Here is a 16448-nt window from a genome sequence, read left to right on the forward strand (position 1 = left end):
GGCCGCCCGCTGCGCCCGGGTCCCGCTCAGGCCACGGGGACGGGCGCCTCGCGCAGCTCGCGGGTCAGCCGGCGGATCGTCCACAGCGCGCCGGCCAGCGGTTCGGGCCGCGCGTGCAGGAACCCCTGCTGGGTGGGGGCGCCCATGCCGTGCAGCAGCCGCGCCTGCTCGGGCGTCTCCACGCCCTCGGCGACCAGGCCCATCCCCGTGGCGGCCGCCAGCAGCACCAGGCCCTCGACGAGGGCGCGGGTGCGCGCGTCGGTCTCGATCTCGCGCACGTAGGAGCGGTCGACCTTGAAGGCGGTGAACGGCCGGCGGCGCAGGTAGGCCAGCGTCGCGTAGCCGGTGCCGAAGTCGTCGACGCACAGGTGCGCGCCGGCCTCCACGAGGGCCTCCAGCACGGCGGTGGTGTGGTCGTCCTCGGCGACCAGGACGCTCTCGGTCATCTCCAGGACCAGCCGGCGGGGCGCCAGGTCGGCCACGGCCCGGCGCACGGCGGGCACGAGGGCGGGGTCGCGCAGCTGCGGGGCGGAGACGTTGACGGCGACGACGACGTCGTGCCCGGCGGCGGCGGCCAGCAGCGGCGCGTCGCGCACCGCCTGGGCCAGCACCTCGCGGCCCAGGTCGGCGACGAGGCCGTGCCGCTCGGCCAGGCCGACGAACGCGTCCGGCGGGACGAGCTCGCCGTCGCGGCGCCAGCGCACGAGGCACTCCACGCCGCTGACCACGCGGGAGTCCACGTCGACGCACGGCTGGTAGTGGACCTCCAGCTCGCCGTCGTCGATGCCGCGGCGCAGCCGCTCGGCGGCGGCGCCCTCGGCGGCGCGCTCGCGCTCGGCGGCCGCGTCCCAGCGGCGGGCGCAGCCGCCGCCGGCGTCCTTGGCCGCGCGCAGGGCGCGCTCGGCGGCGGCGAGGAGCTCCCGGGCGGGCCGCCCGCCGGTGGCGACGCCGGCGCTGGCGGTGAGCGCGACGGCGGCGGCCGGGCCGGCCCCCGGGCCCGCCAGGACGACGGGCGCGGCGAGCAGCTCCAGCAGGCGGGTGGCGGCGCGGTCGGCGCCCTCGGCGTCGTGCAGGAGGACGGCGAACTCGTCGCCGCCGAGGCGGGCGGTGACGTCGCCGCCGCGCACCCCGGCCCGCAGGCGGCGGGCGACCTCGGTGAGCACGGCGTCGCCGGCGGGCCGCCCGTGCGCGAGGTTCACCTCCCGGAAGCCGTCCAGCGCCAGGTGGACGACGGCGACCTCGGTGCCGCCGGTCCCCTCCGGCCGCCCCGGCTCCGCCGCGTCCTCGGCCAGCGCCGTGGCGACGGCCGCGGCGAAGGCGCTCCCGGTGGGCAGGCCGGTCAGCCGGTCCACCGCACCGCCGTCGCGGGTCCCGCCGGCGCCGCGGGAGCGGCCGGGGCGGGCACGGCGCAGCAGGACGACGGCGGCCACCGCGGCGCCGGAGAGCAGGACACCGGCGGCGGCGCCGAGGGCCAGCAGCAGGAGCAGGCAGCCGAGGTCGACGCCCGCGGGCGGGGGGAGCGACGGGTGGGCGGGCAGGAGCAGCACGCGGACCTCCTGCGCGCCGGGCCCGGCGGGTTGCCGGAGCGGTGCAGCACACGTCGTCCCCGCCGGCCCGGCGCTTGACGCGCGCGGCGGGCGACCGCCCGCTCGGTCCAACCACGTCACCCCTCCGGCCGTCCCCCGCCCGAGGGGTGGTGCGCGGGGACGGCGGCGCGGGCCGTCAGGCGGTGAGGGGACGCGCCGCGCGGGCCAGGACGGTGTCCTGCAGGTCCTCCAGCGGCCGCGGCGTGCAGTACAGGTGCCCCTGGGCCAGCCCGCAGCCGATGCCGCGCAGGATCTCGGCCTGCTCGGGGTGCTCGACGCCCTCGGCGACCACGGCGAGGTCCAGGGCCTGGCCCATCTTCACCATGCCCTCCACGAGGGCGCGGGCGGTGGGCTCGGTGGCGATGTCGCGCACGAAGCTGCGGTCGATCTTGAACGACGTGAAGGGGCGGTGCCGCAGGTAGCCCAGGGAGGAGAACCCGGTGCCGAAGTCGTCGATCGTCAGCTGGGCGCCCGTCTCGGCGAGGTCGCGCAGCACGTCGGCGCTGTCGTCGTCGATCATCACGCTCTCGGTCATCTCCAGGTGCAGCCGGCACCCGCTCGCGCCGGTCTGGCGCACCGCCCCCGCCACCCGGGCGGCGAAGTCGGGGTGGCGCAGCTGCACGGGCGAGACGTTGACCATGAGGTCCAGGGGCCGGCCGGCGCGCGCCTGCAGGACGGCCGCGTCGCGGGCGACGGTGCGCAGCACGGCGTCGCCGATGCCCACGACGGTGCCCGAGCGCTCGGCCAGGCCGATGAACTCCTCCGGCCCCACGAGCGGCTCGACGCTGCCGCCGCGGTCGCGGCGCCAGCGCACGAGGGCCTCCAGCCCGACGACCTCGGAGCTGCGCAGGTCGACGATGGGCTGGTAGTGCACGACGAACGCCTCGGCGGGGGCCTGCTGCAGGTCCTCGATGACCTGCAGGCGGGCGATCTCCTCCTCCAGCAGCTCGGGCCGGAACTCCACCCAGCGGTTCTTGCCGGTGGCCTTGGCCCGGTACATGGCGGTGTCGGCGTTGCGCAGCAGGGTGCCGACGTCGTCGCCGGGGCGGGCGCGGGACAGCCCGATGCTGCCCTGCACGCGCAGCACGTGCCCGCGCATGCGCACCTCCACGCGCAGCGCGGCCAGCACCCGCCGGCACAGCCCCTCGGAGTCGGTGCACTCGGGCAGCAGGACGGCGAACTCGTCGCCGCCGAGGCGGGCGACGGTGCTGCCCTCGCGCAGGGTGTCCCGCAGGCGCTGGCCGACCACGCGCAGCAGCTCGTCGCCGGCCTCGTGCCCGAAGCGGTCGTTGACGCCCTTGAAGCCGTCGAGGTCGAGGTAGAGGACGACGAGGCGCTCCAGGGCGCCGGTCTCGCGGGCGCGGTCGAGGGCGCGGCCCAGCTGCTCGGCGAACTGCAGCCGGTTGGGCAGGCCGGTGACGACGTCGCGGCGGGCCAGGCCGTGCATCTCCTCGCTGGCGCTGACCCGGAAGAAGGCGGCCTCGCCGACGCTGGCGAGCGCCTCGAGGGCCTTCTCGTCGGAGGCGCGGTGGGCGGGGTCGCGCTGCTTGGGGGCGGTGATGTGCAGGACGACGCCGTCGCCGGCGACGACGGGCACGCCGATCTCGCCCTCGGCGGGGCCGACGGAGCGGACGGTGGCGGCGGGGCTGCCGGCGACCATGCGGGCGTGCTTCTGCAGGGCGCGGGCCAGGTCGGCGCGCCGGCCCTGGGTGTGCAGGGCGGTGGCGGCCTCGAAGAGGGCCTCGGTGCGGCGCGCGACGTCGCGGGTCTGGCGCATGGCCTTGGTGGCGATCATCGTCACGACGAGCGGGATGACGAGCAGCAGCGCGGCCAGCGGGGTGATCTCGGCCTCGACGAGCCCGCCGAGGTAGCCGAGCCCGCCGACGGCGACGGCGGTGCCACCGCTGAGCCAGGCCCCGAAGTCGGACAGCTCGCTGCGGACGCTGGTGCGCTCGTGCAGGGCCACGGAGACCGCGGAGACGAGCGTGTCGACGCAGAAGACGGCGACGACGGCCAGGAGGACGGCGAGGACCTCGTACGGCGAGTGGTCGAGCCGGACGGCCCGCAGCTCGCCGCCGGGCCCGGGGCCGCCCGCGCCGAGCCGCTCGAGGACGAAGAGGGCCACGGGGGCGAAGAGGACGCCGATGGAGGCGTTGAAGACGCGGCTGACCCACCGGCGCCGCTGCAGCAGCTGGGTCGGCAGCACGCACAGCACCCACGCCAGGACGGCGGTCCGGGGCGTGGTGAAGCACAGCAGGAAGACGAGGACGCCGACGTCGAACTGCACCTCGACCCCGGCGTGGCGGATGCTCAGCTGGAAGGGGAAGCGGGTCAGCAGGTGGGTCAGCGGCAGTCCGACGAGCAGGCACAGGCCGAGGGCGCGCAGGTCGGCGAGCTCGGCGTCGGAGGTGAAGGAGACGAGGGCGTGGACGGTCACGAGGACGGCCGCGGCCGCCACGACGGCGTCGAACACGATGCCGCCGAGCGGGCGCTCGACCCGGACCCCTGTGCTCATCGTCACCTCCCCCGCCAGCGCGCGAGCAGCGCCATCCTGACACTCCGATCATGCGCGGTCACGCTCCATCGACCACCAGGGTGCCCGGACCGCCCGATCGGCGGACCTGCTTCACCCGATCGCCCGCTTGTTACTCCTCTGCGTGGACTAATCCTGACAGACCGTGACAGCAGGGGCGGACGGGACGGGAGGGATCCGGCGGGCGGCCTACCCTCCTGGCGTGGTCCGCCCGCACCCCGACCCGCTCCCGGCCGGACACGGCGCCCGGCGCGTCCTCGCGCTGCCCGTGCCCGCCGGCGAGGGCGTCCTGCGGCTGCTGCCCGCGCTCGCCCGGGCCCTCGACGGGCGCGGCGACGCCCTGCACCCGCACGCCGCCGACCGGGCCCCGCACCCCGCCGTCGGCGCCGGCCAGCCGCTGACCCGCGGCGAGGACGACCCCGCGGACCCCACGGCCGTCGTCGTCGCCACCTCCGGCTCCACCGGCGCCCCCAAGCCCGCCCTCCTGAGCGCGGGGGCGCTGCGCGCGTCCGCGGCCGCGACGGCCACCCGGCTCGGCGGTCCCGGCGCCGCCGCCGGCCCCGGCGGGCGGGGCGACGAGCAGTGGCTGCTGGCGCTGCCGGGCCACCACGTCGCCGGCCTGCAGGTCCTGCTGCGCTCGGTGCGCGCGGGCACCGAGCCCGTCGTCGCGGACCTGGCGGACGGCTTCACCCCCCGCGCCTTCACCGCCGCCGTCGCCCGCGCCACGGGCACCCGGCTGCTGACCTCCCTCGTGCCCACCCAGCTGGCCCGGCTGCTCGACGCCGCCGGAGCGGAGGGCGAGGAGGCGCGCGCCGCCCTGGCCTCCTGCGCGGCCGTCCTCGTCGGCGCCGCCGCCACCCCGCCGGCGCTGCTGGAGCGCGCCCGCGCCGCCGGCGCGCGCGTCGTGACCACCTACGGCTCCTCGGAGACCTGCGGCGGCTGCGTGTACGACGGCGTGCCCCTGGACGGCGTCGTCGCCTCGCTCGACCGCGACCCCGGGCCCGTCCCCGGGCCGGACGGCGCGGAGGGCGGCGCGGGGCGGCTGGTGCTCGCCGGGCCGGTCGTCGCGCGCGGCTACCGCGGCCGCCCCGGCGACCCGGCGTTCACCCGCACCGCGGCCGGGCGGGCCTTCCGCACCGACGACACCGCCGTCCTCGGGGCGGACGGCCGCGTCGGCGTCCTGGGCCGCGTCGACGACGTCGTCGTCACGGGCGGCCTCAAGGTCGCCCCGGCGGCCGTGGAGGCCGTGCTGGCCGCGCACCCGGGCGTCCGCGAGGTCGTCGTCGTCGGCGTCCCCGACCCCGAGTGGGGGCAGGCGGTGGCCGCGGTCGTCGTCCCCACGGCGCGCGGCTGCTCCCTGGAGGAGCTGCGCGAGGTGGTCCGCCAGCGCCTGGGCGCCCCCGCCGCTCCGCGCCGGCTGCTACTGCTGGAGGAGCTGCCGCTGCGCGGACCCGGCAAGCCCGACCGCTCCGCGCTCCGCGCGCTGGCGGCCGCCTCCGGTGCGAGACTGGGAACCGCGGGCGACGCCCGGTCGTCCAGCAGGTGACGGACCGGCCGCCGGCGTCCGACCGGCCGGCGGCAGTGGGAGGGATGACCGTGCTTCGCGCCCTGGCCGTGCTGGTTCCCCTGGCACTGGCCGTCTACTCGTTGTTCAGCATCGCGCAGTCCCGCGACACCGAGGTGCGCATGTTCCCCCGGTGGGCCTGGGTGCTCCTCGTGATCTTCGTCCCGCTCGTCGGGCCGGCGGCCTACCTCATCGCGGGCCGCCCCCTGCCCCCCGGCGGGCACGGCGGCGGCGGCGGCCGCGGAGGCGGTCGCGGCTACGGCGGCCCCGGCGGGTCGCCCTCGGCGCCGCCGCGCGGCCCCGACGACGACGAGGACTTCCTGCGGCGCCTGCGCGAGCAGCCGCCGCGCTGACCGGCCCCCGACCAGGAGCGCGCCGGTGCCGGCCCGGGACCCGGGCGGGCACCGGCGCGCCGTCGTTGGCACAGTGGTCCGCCGTGCCGCAGCCCGCTGACCCCCCGCCGGACCCCTCGACCGGCCCCTCGACCGGCCCCTCGACCGGCCCCGCCGCTCCCGAGGCGGCCGGGACCGACCCGCTGAGCGAGCTGCCCTCCACGCCCCCGACCCGGCGCCGCGCGAGCGCGCGGCAGTGGCTGGCCGGGGCCCGCCCCCGCACGCTGCCCGCCGCGCTGACCCCCGTCCTCGTGGGCACGGGCGCCGCCGCGGCCCTGGACGGCGTGCGCTGGAGCACCGCCGTGCTCTCCCTCGTCGTGGCCCTGGCCCTGCAGGTGGGCGTCAACTACGCCAACGACTACTCCGACGGCGTCCGCGGCACCGACGCCGACCGCGTCGGGCCCTTCCGCCTCGTCGGCTCCGGTGCCGCCGAACCGCGGCACGTGCGCGACGCGGCCTTCAGCTGCTTCGCCGTGGCGGCGCTGGCCGGCCTGGCCGTCGTGGCCCTCGCGCAGGCGTGGTGGCTGCTGCTCGTCGGCGCCGCCAGCATCGCGGCCGCCTGGTACTACACCGGCGGGAAGCGCCCCTACGGCTACGCCGGGCTGGGCGAGGTCTTCGTCTTCGTCTTCTTCGGCCTCGTCGCCGTCCTGGGCACCACCTACGTGCAGGCCGGGCGGGTCAGCCCCGTCGCGCTGGCCGGCGCGGTGTGCGTGGGGCTGCTGGCCGTGGCCATCCTGCTGGCCAACAACCTGCGCGACGTCCCCACCGACGCCGTGGCGGGCAAGCGGACGCTGGCCGTGCGCCTCGGCGAGGAGCGCACCCGCCTGCTGTACGCGGGCACCGTCGCCGGTGCGCTCGTCGCGGCGCTGGCGTGCGCACCGCGGCACCCGTGGGCGCTGCTGGTCCTGCTGGCCGTCGTCCCGGCCGTGCCGCCCGTGCGCGCCGTGCTCGGCGGGGCCCGCGGGCGCGACCTCGTGCCCGTCCTGCAGCGCACCGGGCAGCTGGAGCTGGTGACCGGGGCGCTGCTGGCGCTGGGCCTGGCCCTGTGAGCGACCCGGTGAGCGGCGCGTCCGGGCGCCCCGCGGCGCGCGCGGCCCTAGGCTGCGCGCCGTGACGGAGGTCGAGGTCCGGGCGGACGGCGCGCACCGCTACGCGGCGGTGCTCACGACGGGGTCGGGCAGCAGCAGCGAGCACGTCGTCACCGCCGACGAGGAGCTGCTGGCGCGCCTGGACGTGACGGCCGCCGAGGAGCCCGTCCTCGTGCGCCGGGTGCTGGAGGTGCTGGCGGCCGCGCTGGACGAGGCCGAGCGCGACGACGCCGGGCCGGGCGACGACCCCGCCGGCGGGCGCGCGGCGGTCCTGCCGACGCACATCGACCTCGCGGCCCTGGAGCGCGAGCGCCCCGAGCTGCTGCGCGACCTGCCCCTGCGCTGAGAGACCTTCCCCCCGCCGCCCCCACCCGCCGTGATCTTGCACCGAGTCACAGCGGCTGCGTCCCCGGCACCCTCGCGGGGTCCCCGCTGTGACTCGGTGCAAGATCACGGCGGGTCGAGCGCGGGTGGGTGGCGAGGGCGCCTCAGCGGTCCTCGGCGTCCTCGTCCTCGCGCAGCCCGCGCTCGAAGCGCGAGCGCCGCCCGCCGCCCTGGACGCGGGCGTCCACGCGGCGCTGCACCTCGGCGGCCATCGCGTCGCGCTGCTTGCGCAGCAGCACCAGCGACAGCAGCACCGAGACCACCGCCGCCAGGCCCAGCGCCAGCCAGCCGCGCGCGCCCAGCAGGTACAGCAGCAGCAGGGACCCGACGAAGATGCTCAGCCGGAGCACCGAGTAGCGGAACGCCACGAACACGTCACACCCCCGCGTACGAGTGGAGACCCGGGAAGAAGATGTTCACCACGAGGTAGTTGAACAGGATGCAGGCGAAGGCGACGCAGGCCAGCCAGGCGGCGCGGCGCCCGTCCCAGCCGCGGGTCGCCCGCGCGTGCAGGTAGGCGGCGTAGACGACCCAGATGACGAACGTCCACACCTCCTTGGAGTCCCAGCCCCAGTAGCGGTTCCACGCCACCTGCGCCCACACGGCGCCCGCGATGAGCGTGAACGTCCACATGACGAAGCCCACCGCGTACAGCCGGAACGCCGTGCGCTCCAGCTCCACCGAGGAGGGCAGGGCGTCCATGAAGGCGCCGCCGGGGGTGCGCCCGGCCGCCCGCGAGCGCTCGCGCTTCTCCTGCACCAGCTGCAGCACGGTGGCGGAGAAGCCGACGGTCGACAGGGCGCTGGCCAGGATCGCCACGAAGACGTGGATCACGAGCCAGTAGCTGTCCAGGGCCGGGACCAGCTGGGCGGCCTCGACGTAGAAGGTGCGCAGCGCGATCCCGAGGGTGGCCAGCACGGGCCCGGCGACGAAGACGCCGAGGTAGCGGGCGTCGCGGCCCGCGCCGGGCGCGCCGAGGTGGGCACGCAGCACGACGACGAGGTACGCCAGCGACACCACGAGCGTGCCGGTGAGGGCGAACTCGAACATGTTGCCCCACGGCACCCGGTGCACCGACAGGCCGCGGGTCACGACCGAACCGAGGTGGAACAGCGTCGCCAGCACGAACAGCGACGTGCCGACGGCGGCGGCGCGGCGGCGCCGGCGCGCGGGCGCCGGCGGTGCCGGGGGCGCGGCCACCCGTCCGCCCGCCGTCGCACCGGCCCGGCCGGCGGCGCGCTGCGCGGCCGGCTCGCCGCGGCGGGCCTTGACCACCTTGCCGCTCTCGGCGAGGTCGGCGGCGTAGGCCGTCATGGCGAACAGGTACGCGGCCATCGCCGCGTACAGCAGGACGTTGCTGATCCCCGCGATGTTCTCGTCGACGCTCACGCCGTCTCCTCAGGCCGTCCGTCGGTCCCGGTGCCTCCCGGGACCCTGGCCGCGTCCGCGGCCCCTCGTGCGGCGCGCCGTGGCGCGCCGTCCCCATCGTCCCCCACCGCGGGGACGTCCCCCGACGGGGTCACGCGCTCCTCCACCAGCTCTTGCCCCAGGTCCTCCGGCTCGTCCGGGGCGGGCTCGCCCAGCTCCCGGCGCAGCCGCCGCAGGACCCCGTCGACCTCGTCGCCCAGCCCGGCGTCGCTGCCGCGCGACAGCCCCGCCACCTCCACGCGGGAACCTCCGCCGGCGGCCGGGACGACCCGCACCCACAGGCGCCGGCGCGGCAGGAACAGGGACATCACGAGCCCGGTCGTCGCCAGCAGCGAGAACGCGAGCGCGGCGTGCTGGCCGGGGGTGTACCGCACGTCGAAGGAGGCGAAGCGCTGCACGCCCTCGAAGGTGAGGGTGCCCAGCCCGCCGGGCAGCTCCGCGACGTCGCCGGGCTGCATCTGCAGCGCCACCGGCTGCCCCGCGTCGTCGAGCACCCGGGTCAGGCCGCTGTCGTCGAGCTCGTAGACGTTCTGCGGCCTGCCGTCGTCCAGGCCGAGGTCGCCGGTCCACGCGGTCATCACGAGCACCGGGTTGGCCAGGTCGGGGAAGCCGGACACGGGGGCGCCGTCGGAGCCGACCGTCGCGGCCGGCAGGAACACGCCCTGCAGGCCCACCTGCACGGGCTCGCCGTCGGCGTCCACCGCGTCGGGGACCTTCAGCACGCCCGTGGAGTCGTAGTTGGCGGTCTGCGGCAGGAACGGGACCGCGCCGTCGGCGACGACGTCGCCCGCGCCGTCACGGTAGGTCAGCCGCAGCGCGTAGCCGTTGCCGGACAGGGACACCTGCGCGCCGTCCACGACGGCGGGGTGGTTGACGCGGACCGTCTCCGCGCGCGGCTCGGCGCCCGGCTCGTCGGTCAGCAGGACGTCGGCGGCGAACTGGCGCGGCTGGCCGATCTGCGAGGTCTGCTGCGCCTCGAAGCCCACCGTCATCCGCTCCAGCGTCAGCGCGAACGGCGGGATGTCGCCCTGGTCGGCCCACACGCCGGACTCGAAGCTGTCCCAGTCGCTGGTGGTGCCGACGAACGACTCGCCCTCGGTGACCAGCCGCTGGCCGGAGTAGGAGAACAGGGCGCTGGTCGCCACGGCCAGCAGCAGCCCGACCAGCGACAGGTGGAACAGCAGGTTGCCGCTCTCGCGGTGGTGCCCGCGCTCGGCGGCCACGGACCCGCCGGACCCGCCGCCGTCGGGGCGCACGTCGACGCGGAAGCGGCGGCCCAGGGCCGCGCGCGCCGCGCTCAGCGCCCGCGCCGGGTCGGCGGCCACCTCGGCCTCGCGGTGCTCCGGCAGCCGCGACAGGCGCGCCGGGGTGCGCGGGGGCCGCGAGCGCAGCGCCCGCCAGTGCACGCCCGCGCGCGGCAGCACGCAGCCGACGAGGGAGACGAACAGCAGCAGGTAGACGGCGGAGAACCAGACGGAGCTGTAGACGTCGAAGAACTGCAGCCGGTCCAGCCACGGCCCGGCCGTGGGGTGGTCGAGGACGAACTGCGCCACTCCCGCCGGGTCGGTGCCCCGCTGCGGGAACGTCGAGCCGGGCACGGCCGCGACCGCCAGCAGCATGAGCAGGAACAGCGCCACGCGCATGCTCGTCAGCTGCCGCCAGCAGTAGCGCAGGAACTCCCCCGGGCGCAGCGGCGCCGCCGTGGAGCTGGAGGAGCTGGAGGAGCTCGTGGAGCCGGCCGAGCGGGACGCGGCGCCGGAGCCGCCGGGCGCCCCGTCGCGGTAGCCGTCGCGCAGGTCGTCGAGGTGGGACCCGTCGCGGGTCGTGTCGTGTGCCATGGGTGGGTGTCCGCCTAGAGGACCGTCTCGAAGGAGGCGATCGGGCCGGAGAGCAGGGAGGTGAACCAGGTGAAGGCGTCCGTGACGAGCAGGAGACCGATGACGACGAGCAGGACGCCGCCGGCGCGGTTGACGGCCGCGCGGTGCCGCCGCAGCACCGACAGCACGCGCATGCCGCGCGCGAAGCCGAGGGCCAGGAGGACGAACGGCAGGCCGAGGCCCAGGCAGTAGGCGACCGCCAGGCCCGTGGAGCGGCCCGCGGTGCCGCTCTGCCAGCCCAGGGCGACGATCGCGGCGAAGATCGGGCCGACGCACGGGCCCCAGCTGAGCCCGAACACCAGGCCGAGCAGGGGGGCGCCGACCAGACCGGCGGGTGGGCGCCACCGGATCCGGAACTCCCGCTGCGCCCACAGCGGCGAGGCCAGCACGAGGACGCCCATGCCGATGACGAGGACGCCGAGCGCGCGCTGCAGGAGGGGGGTGTTCGCCTGCAGCGCGTAGCCGAGGCTGCCGGCCGTGAAGTTGATGAGGACGAACACGGTGGAGAACCCCAGGACGAACAGCAGCGCCCCGGCGACCATCCGCCCGCGCCGCTGCCGCTCGAGGTCCTCCCCCGTCAGGCCGGTGACGTAGCCGAGGAAGCCGGGCACGAGCGGCAGCACGCACGGGGACAGGAACGAGACGAGCCCCGCCAGCACCGCCAGCGGCACCGCCAGCAGCAGCGGCCCCGCCACGACGGTCTGCTGCAGGTCCCCCGTCACGCCGGCGCCCCCTCCGGCTCCTCCGCGGCAGGTGCGGCGCCGGGCCCGTCGCCAGGCCCGTCGCCAGGCCCGTCGCCAGGCCCGTCCCCGAGGGCGCCGTCCACGAGGCCGGTGAGGATGGAGCGCTCCGCGACCCCGGACACCTGCCCGGCCACCCGGCCCTGCGCGTCCAGCACGACGGTCGTGGGGGTGGCGCGGGGAGCGACGCCGCGCAGCGCGAGCATCGCCGACCCGTCCTCGTCCAGGACGCTGGGGAAGGTCACGCCGAAGCGCTCGGTGAAGGCGCGCGCCCGCGCGGCCGTGTCGCGGGTGTTGATGCCGACGACGCGCACGCCGCGGTCGGCGTACTCCTGCGCCACGGCCTCCAGCGTCGGGGCCTCCTCCCGGCACGGCGCGCAGTCGGCGAACCACGTGTTGAGGACGACGACGTCGCCGCGCAGGTCGGCCAGGTCGATCGTCTCGCCGTCGATGCCGGTGCCGGAGAACTCCACGGTCACGCTGCGCTCCTCCGGCGGGGTCTCCACCCACGTGCCGTCGCCCTGCACGTAGCCGAGGTCGCCGCCGGCGGCGGGCAGGCCGTCGTCGCTGCCGCAGCCGGCGAGCAGCGCGAGCGCCGCGGCGGCGGCCGCCAGGGCGCGGGCAGGGCGGACGGGACGGCGCACGGCCACGTCAGGCCCCCGGGACGGGGTCGGCGCCCACCAGCAGGTCGGCGCACGGCTCGCTGTAGGAGACGGCGACGAGGCGGCGGCCGGAGAACTCCAGCGACGTGATCGACGCCAGCGCGCACTGGCGCCGGCGCGGGTCGTGGGCCAGCGGGCGGCCCTCGGCGCGCAGCCGCGTCAGCCACACGGGCAGCTGGTGGCTGACGAGGACGGACTCGCGGCCGGGGAACGCGTCGCGCACGTCGCGCACGACGGCCGTCATCCGCGCCACCTGCTCGGTGTACGGCTCGCCCCAGCTCGGGCGGAGCGGGTTCCACAGCCGCGGCCACACGCGCGGGTCGCGCAGCGAGCCGGGCCCGGAGCCGATGCGGCGGCCCTGGAAGGAGTTGCCGGCCTCGACGATCCGCGGCTCGGTGCCCAGCGGCAGCCCGAGGCCACGCGCGATCGGCGCGGCCGTCTCCTGCGCCCGCTGCAGCGGGGAGGCCGTCACCGAGGCGACGTCGCGCACCGAGAAGTGCAGGCCCAGGCGGGCGGCCATCGCCTGCCCGCGCTCGGACAGCCGGTAGCCGGGCAGCCGGCCGTACAGGACGCGCTCGGGGTTGAAGACCTCGCCGTGCCGCACGAGGTGGACCACGGTGCGCTCGCCGCTCACCGCCCCGCTCACGCCGCCGCTCACAGCGACCCCGCCCCGGCGGCGGCCGCGCGCGCGGCGTGCGGCAGGGCGTCCAGCACCCGGTCCAGCGCCGCGTCGTCGTGGCTGGCGGACAGGAACCACGCCTCGTACGCGCTGGGCGGCAGGTGCACGCCGCGCTCGAGCATCGCGTGGAAGAACGCGCGGAACGCGCCCAGGTCCTGCTGCCGGGCCGCGTCGTAGTCGCGGACCTCGTCCAGGCCGGTGAAGAACACGCTGAACATCGACCCGGCCGTGTTGACCAGGTGCGGCACGCCCTCCGCGGCCAGCGCCGCGCTCGCCGCGTCGCGCACGGTCGCCGCGGCGCGCTCGACGGCCGCGTACACCTGCGGGGTGCAGCCGCGCAGCGTCGCCAGCCCGGCCGCGGTGGCGACGGGGTTCCCCGACAGGGTGCCCGCCTGGTAGACCGGCCCGGCCGGTGCGAGGTGGGCCATGACGTCGGCGCGCCCGCCGAACGCCGCGGCCGGGAAGCCGCCGCCCATGACCTTGCCGAACGTCATGAGGTCCGGGGCGTGCTCCGCGCCCAGGCCCTCGAAGCCCCACCAGCCGGCCGACGAGACGCGGAAGCCCGTCATCACCTCGTCGGTGATCAGCAGCGCGCCGTGCTCGCGGGTCACCCGCCGCAGCTCGGCGGTGAACCCCGGCGCGGGCGGGACGACGCCCATGTTGCCGGCGGCGGCCTCGGTGATGACGCAGGCGATGCGCTCGCCGTGCGCGGCGAAGACCTCCGCCAGCGCGGCCGGGTCGTTGTACGGCAGGACGAGGGTGTCGGCCGCCGAGGCGCCCGTGACGCCCGGGGTGTCGGGCAGCGCGAAGGTCGCCAGCCCCGAGCCGGCCGAGGCCAGCAGGGAGTCGACGTGGCCGTGGTAGTGCCCGGCGAACTTCACGACGACGGGGCGGCCGGTGAACCCGCGGGCCAGGCGCACCGCGCTCATCGTCGCCTCCGTGCCGGAGCTGACCAGGCGCACCTGCTCCACGGGCCCGACGCGGGCGACGATCTCCTCGGCCAGCTCCACCTCGCGCTCGGTGGGCGTGCCGTAGGAGAAGCCGCGCTCGGCGGCGGCGCGCACCGCGGCCAGCACGTCGGGGTGGGCGTGGCCCAGGATCATCGGGCCCCACGAGCAGATGAGGTCCACGTACTCGCGGCCGTCGGCGTCCGTCAGGTACGGGCCGCGGGCGCTGGCGGTGAAGCGGGGGGTGCCGCCGACGGCGCGGAAGGCGCGCACGGGCGAGTTGACGCCACCGGGGATCACCCGTCCGGCCCGCTCGAACAGGGCCTCGGAGGCGGCGGGAGCCGGGCTCGCCGGGGTGGGCGTCGACGCTGTCACGGGGTCAAGTGTCGCAAGCCCCGCGGGGTGCGCCCGCCCGAGGGGCGTCTACGACGCAGCGTCGTGACAGACGTCACGGCGGTGCGCCGCGGGCGGGCCCGGGACCGGTCGCCGCGGACCCTGGCGCGCCCGGGCGCCGTGCCGGACACTCGCTGCTGCCCGGGCCGGTCGGCCCCCGGCGCCACGCGATCGCGGGAGCCCACGAGGTCGTCGGCCTCGGCACGGCCGTCGACGGCGCCGTGCGCGTCTTCGAGGAGGACGGCTCCCCCGGCGGCGAGGACGTGCGCGTGTGGCGCGTGAGGCGCGCCGACGACGGCTTCCGCGCGGTGCACACCGCCCCCTGACGCGCGCCCCCGGGACGGGCCGGGGGCCGGTGGGGCTCCGGAGCACGGCTGAGGGGAGCCTGAGAGAGCGGGCTTCCCCCGGGCGGCCCGCACGGGGCAGGTTCCCCCCGTGACCACCACCGCGCCCCGCGCCGAGGCTCCCCCGGCGCCCGGGCGCCGCCGTACCGCGCTCGCGGCGCTCGTGGCCGGGCTCCTCGCGGCGGCGCTGACCGCAGCCGGGTCGTGGCGGCCCTCGATGTGGTTCGACGAGGCCGCCACCGCCTCGGCGGTGCGCCGCTCCCCGGGGGAGCTGCTCGAGCTCGTCGGCACCGTCGACGTCGTCCACGCCGTCCACTACGCGCTCACGGGAGCCTGGGCGGCCCTCGCCGGCACGTCCCCCCTCGCGCTGCGGCTGCCCAGCGCCGTGGCCGTCGGTGCCGCGACCGCGGGCGTCCTCGTCCTGGGCCGGCTGCTGGCCGCCCCCGAGCGGGCCGCGCGCACCGGCGTCGTGGCGGCCGCCTGCTTCGTCCTGCTGCCGCGGGTGACGTGGATGGCCACCGAGGCGCGCTCGTACGCGCTCTCGGCGGCGCTGGTCACGTGGTGGACGGTCGCCCTGGTCCTCGCCGCGCGTCGCGGCGGGCGCTGGTGGCTGCTGTGGGCGGGTCTGGGCACCGCCTCGGTGCTCGTCTTCCTGCACAGCGCGCTCGTCCTGGCCGCGCACGCGGTCACCGCCCCGGCCCTCGCCCGGCGGGTGCCCCGCGGGCTGGTCGCCGGGTCGGTGCCCGTGGTCGCCGCCACCCTCGTGCTCGGCGCGGTCGCGGCCGGGCAGTACGGGCAGGTCGCCTGGCTGCCGGAGATCGGACCCGCCACGCTCCGGCTCCTCGCCCTCGACCAGTTCTTCTACGGGGCCCCCGCCCTCGCGGTCCTCGCCTGGGGGCTGGCCGCCGCGGGGGCGCTGCTGGCCCTGCGCGGCGCCGTCCGCGGCCGGGCCGGCGACGGCGCCGTCCTCGCCGTCGCCCTGCCCTGGCTCGTGCTGCCCCCGCTGCTGCTCGTGGTCGCCTCGGTGCTGCACGAGCCGCTCTACTACCCCCGCTACGTCGGAGCCACCGCCGGCGCCCTGGCCCTGCTCCTCGCCCTCGCCCTGACCGCGGCGCCGGGCAGGTGGACGGCCGCGGCCGGTGCGGGCGTCCTCGCCGCGCTCGCCGCGCCGGCGTTCGTCGAGCAGCGCACCGCGACGGCGACGGCCAAGCAGGCCAGCGACTGGGCGCTGGTCGCCGAGCACGTCGAGACCACCGCCCGGGAGGGGGACGCCGTCGTGTGGGGGCCCCTGGACGTCTTCCCGGCCGACACCCGCGCCATCGCCGTCGCCTACCCCGGGGCGTTCGCCGGGCTGGCCGACCCGACGCTGGCCGTCCCGGCGACCGGCACCGGCACGCTGTGGGCGACCACCAGCGACGTCGCCGCCGCGACCGGTGAGCTCGCGGACGCCGACCGGGTCCTCGCGGTGCGGGCCCACGGCGAGCCGCTGCGGCCCGACGAGGTCGACGCGCTGGCCCGGGCCGGCTTCACCCCGGCCACCCGCTGGCAGGGGCCCTCCACCCACGTCGTCGTCCTGACCCGCTGACCCCCTCGACGGCCGCGGACGTCGTGCCCTCCCTCGGATGCTGAGCCGTGCGGGACGTCGACCGTCATCGGCCGACACGCCGGTGCGGGGGTGTCGTGCGGCGGCGTGCCGGGCGATGACGGTCGACATCCCGTACGCCGGGGGCCGGCGGGCACCCGCCCTCCGGCCCCCCGTCGCTCCAGCCCTTCGTCAGGACGGGGAGGTTGAGCGGTACTTCATGTATCGGGTGGTGGGGGGGGGGGCCGG

At 77.7% G+C, this 16448-nt stretch carries 14 protein-coding genes; 5 read left to right on the top strand and 9 right to left on the bottom strand.

The window, feature by feature from the left end; translation table 11 throughout:
• Positions 1-26: 26 nt before the first annotated feature.
• Both ACRYMY_RS11205 and ACRYMY_RS11210 read right to left on the bottom strand, forming a co-directional pair.
• Positions 27-1547, bottom strand: coding sequence for a putative bifunctional diguanylate cyclase/phosphodiesterase (locus ACRYMY_RS11205; protein WP_432547336.1), 1521 nt, complete (start codon positions 1545-1547; stop codon positions 27-29).
• Positions 1548-1722: 175 nt separating this feature from the next.
• A complete protein-coding gene (locus ACRYMY_RS11210; protein ID WP_432547337.1) occupies positions 1723-4101 on the bottom strand; it encodes a putative bifunctional diguanylate cyclase/phosphodiesterase in 2379 nt (792 codons plus the stop codon).
• A 220-nt stretch (positions 4102-4321) separates the two neighbouring features.
• Here ACRYMY_RS11210 and ACRYMY_RS11215 point away from each other — a divergent pair, with 220 nt between their 5' ends.
• The 4 genes from ACRYMY_RS11215 (at position 4322) to ACRYMY_RS11230 (ending at position 7509) form a co-directional block, all read left to right on the top strand.
• The gene (locus tag ACRYMY_RS11215) at positions 4322-5665 is read left to right on the top strand and encodes an AMP-binding protein (protein WP_432547338.1); all 1344 of its coding nucleotides are present in this window, start codon (positions 4322-4324) and stop codon (positions 5663-5665) included.
• A gap of 50 nt (positions 5666-5715) precedes the next feature.
• The gene (locus ACRYMY_RS11220) at positions 5716-6036 is read left to right on the top strand and encodes a PLD nuclease N-terminal domain-containing protein (protein ID WP_432547339.1); all 321 of its coding nucleotides are present in this window, start codon (positions 5716-5718) and stop codon (positions 6034-6036) included.
• A gap of 191 nt (positions 6037-6227) precedes the next feature.
• The gene (locus tag ACRYMY_RS11225; protein WP_432547350.1) at positions 6228-7124 is read left to right on the top strand and encodes a 1,4-dihydroxy-2-naphthoate polyprenyltransferase; all 897 of its coding nucleotides are present in this window, start codon (positions 6228-6230) and stop codon (positions 7122-7124) included.
• A 61-nt stretch (positions 7125-7185) separates the two neighbouring features.
• Positions 7186-7509 (top strand): hypothetical protein, encoded by a 324-nt coding sequence (locus ACRYMY_RS11230; protein ID WP_432547340.1) that lies wholly within the window; start codon positions 7186-7188, stop codon positions 7507-7509.
• A gap of 142 nt (positions 7510-7651) precedes the next feature.
• Here ACRYMY_RS11230 and ACRYMY_RS11235 read toward each other — a convergent pair whose 3' ends face one another.
• Genes ACRYMY_RS11235 through hemL form a run of 7 tightly spaced genes read right to left on the bottom strand, consistent with a single transcriptional unit; the run spans position 7652 to position 14255 of the window.
• The gene (locus ACRYMY_RS11235) at positions 7652-7921 is read right to left on the bottom strand and encodes a DUF4229 domain-containing protein (protein WP_369054922.1); all 270 of its coding nucleotides are present in this window, start codon (positions 7919-7921) and stop codon (positions 7652-7654) included.
• A 1-nt stretch (position 7922) separates the two neighbouring features.
• Positions 7923-8936, bottom strand: coding sequence for a c-type cytochrome biogenesis protein CcsB (gene ccsB, locus ACRYMY_RS11240; RefSeq protein WP_432547341.1), 1014 nt, complete (start codon positions 8934-8936; stop codon positions 7923-7925).
• A complete protein-coding gene (gene resB, locus ACRYMY_RS11245) occupies positions 8933-10813 on the bottom strand; it encodes a cytochrome c biogenesis protein ResB (protein WP_432547342.1) in 1881 nt (626 codons plus the stop codon). The genes ccsB and resB overlap by 4 nt, the downstream gene beginning before the upstream one ends.
• A gap of 14 nt (positions 10814-10827) precedes the next feature.
• Positions 10828-11574, bottom strand: a complete 747-nt coding sequence (locus ACRYMY_RS11250) for a cytochrome c biogenesis CcdA family protein (RefSeq protein WP_432547343.1) — start codon at positions 11572-11574, stop codon at positions 10828-10830.
• A complete protein-coding gene (locus ACRYMY_RS11255) occupies positions 11571-12236 on the bottom strand; it encodes a TlpA disulfide reductase family protein (RefSeq protein ID WP_432547344.1) in 666 nt (221 codons plus the stop codon). Before ACRYMY_RS11255 ends, ACRYMY_RS11250 begins: the two co-directional genes overlap by 4 nt.
• Positions 12237-12243: 7 nt before the next feature.
• Positions 12244-12900, bottom strand: a complete 657-nt coding sequence (locus tag ACRYMY_RS11260; RefSeq protein ID WP_432547345.1) for a histidine phosphatase family protein — start codon at positions 12898-12900, stop codon at positions 12244-12246.
• Positions 12901-12908: 8 nt separating this feature from the next.
• Entirely contained in the window at positions 12909-14255 is a 1347-nt protein-coding gene (hemL, locus tag ACRYMY_RS11265; RefSeq protein ID WP_432547346.1) for a glutamate-1-semialdehyde 2,1-aminomutase, read from the bottom strand.
• A 453-nt stretch (positions 14256-14708) separates the two neighbouring features.
• On the opposite strand from hemL, the gene ACRYMY_RS11270 reads away from it, so the two are divergent.
• Positions 14709-16202 (top strand): glycosyltransferase family 39 protein, encoded by a 1494-nt coding sequence (locus tag ACRYMY_RS11270; protein ID WP_432547347.1) that lies wholly within the window; start codon positions 14709-14711, stop codon positions 16200-16202.
• Positions 16203-16448: the final 246 nt, after the last annotated feature.

Source organism: Kineococcus haloalkalitolerans (assembly GCF_050871905.1).
Lineage (GTDB): Bacteria > Actinomycetota > Actinomycetes > Actinomycetales > Kineococcaceae > Kineococcus.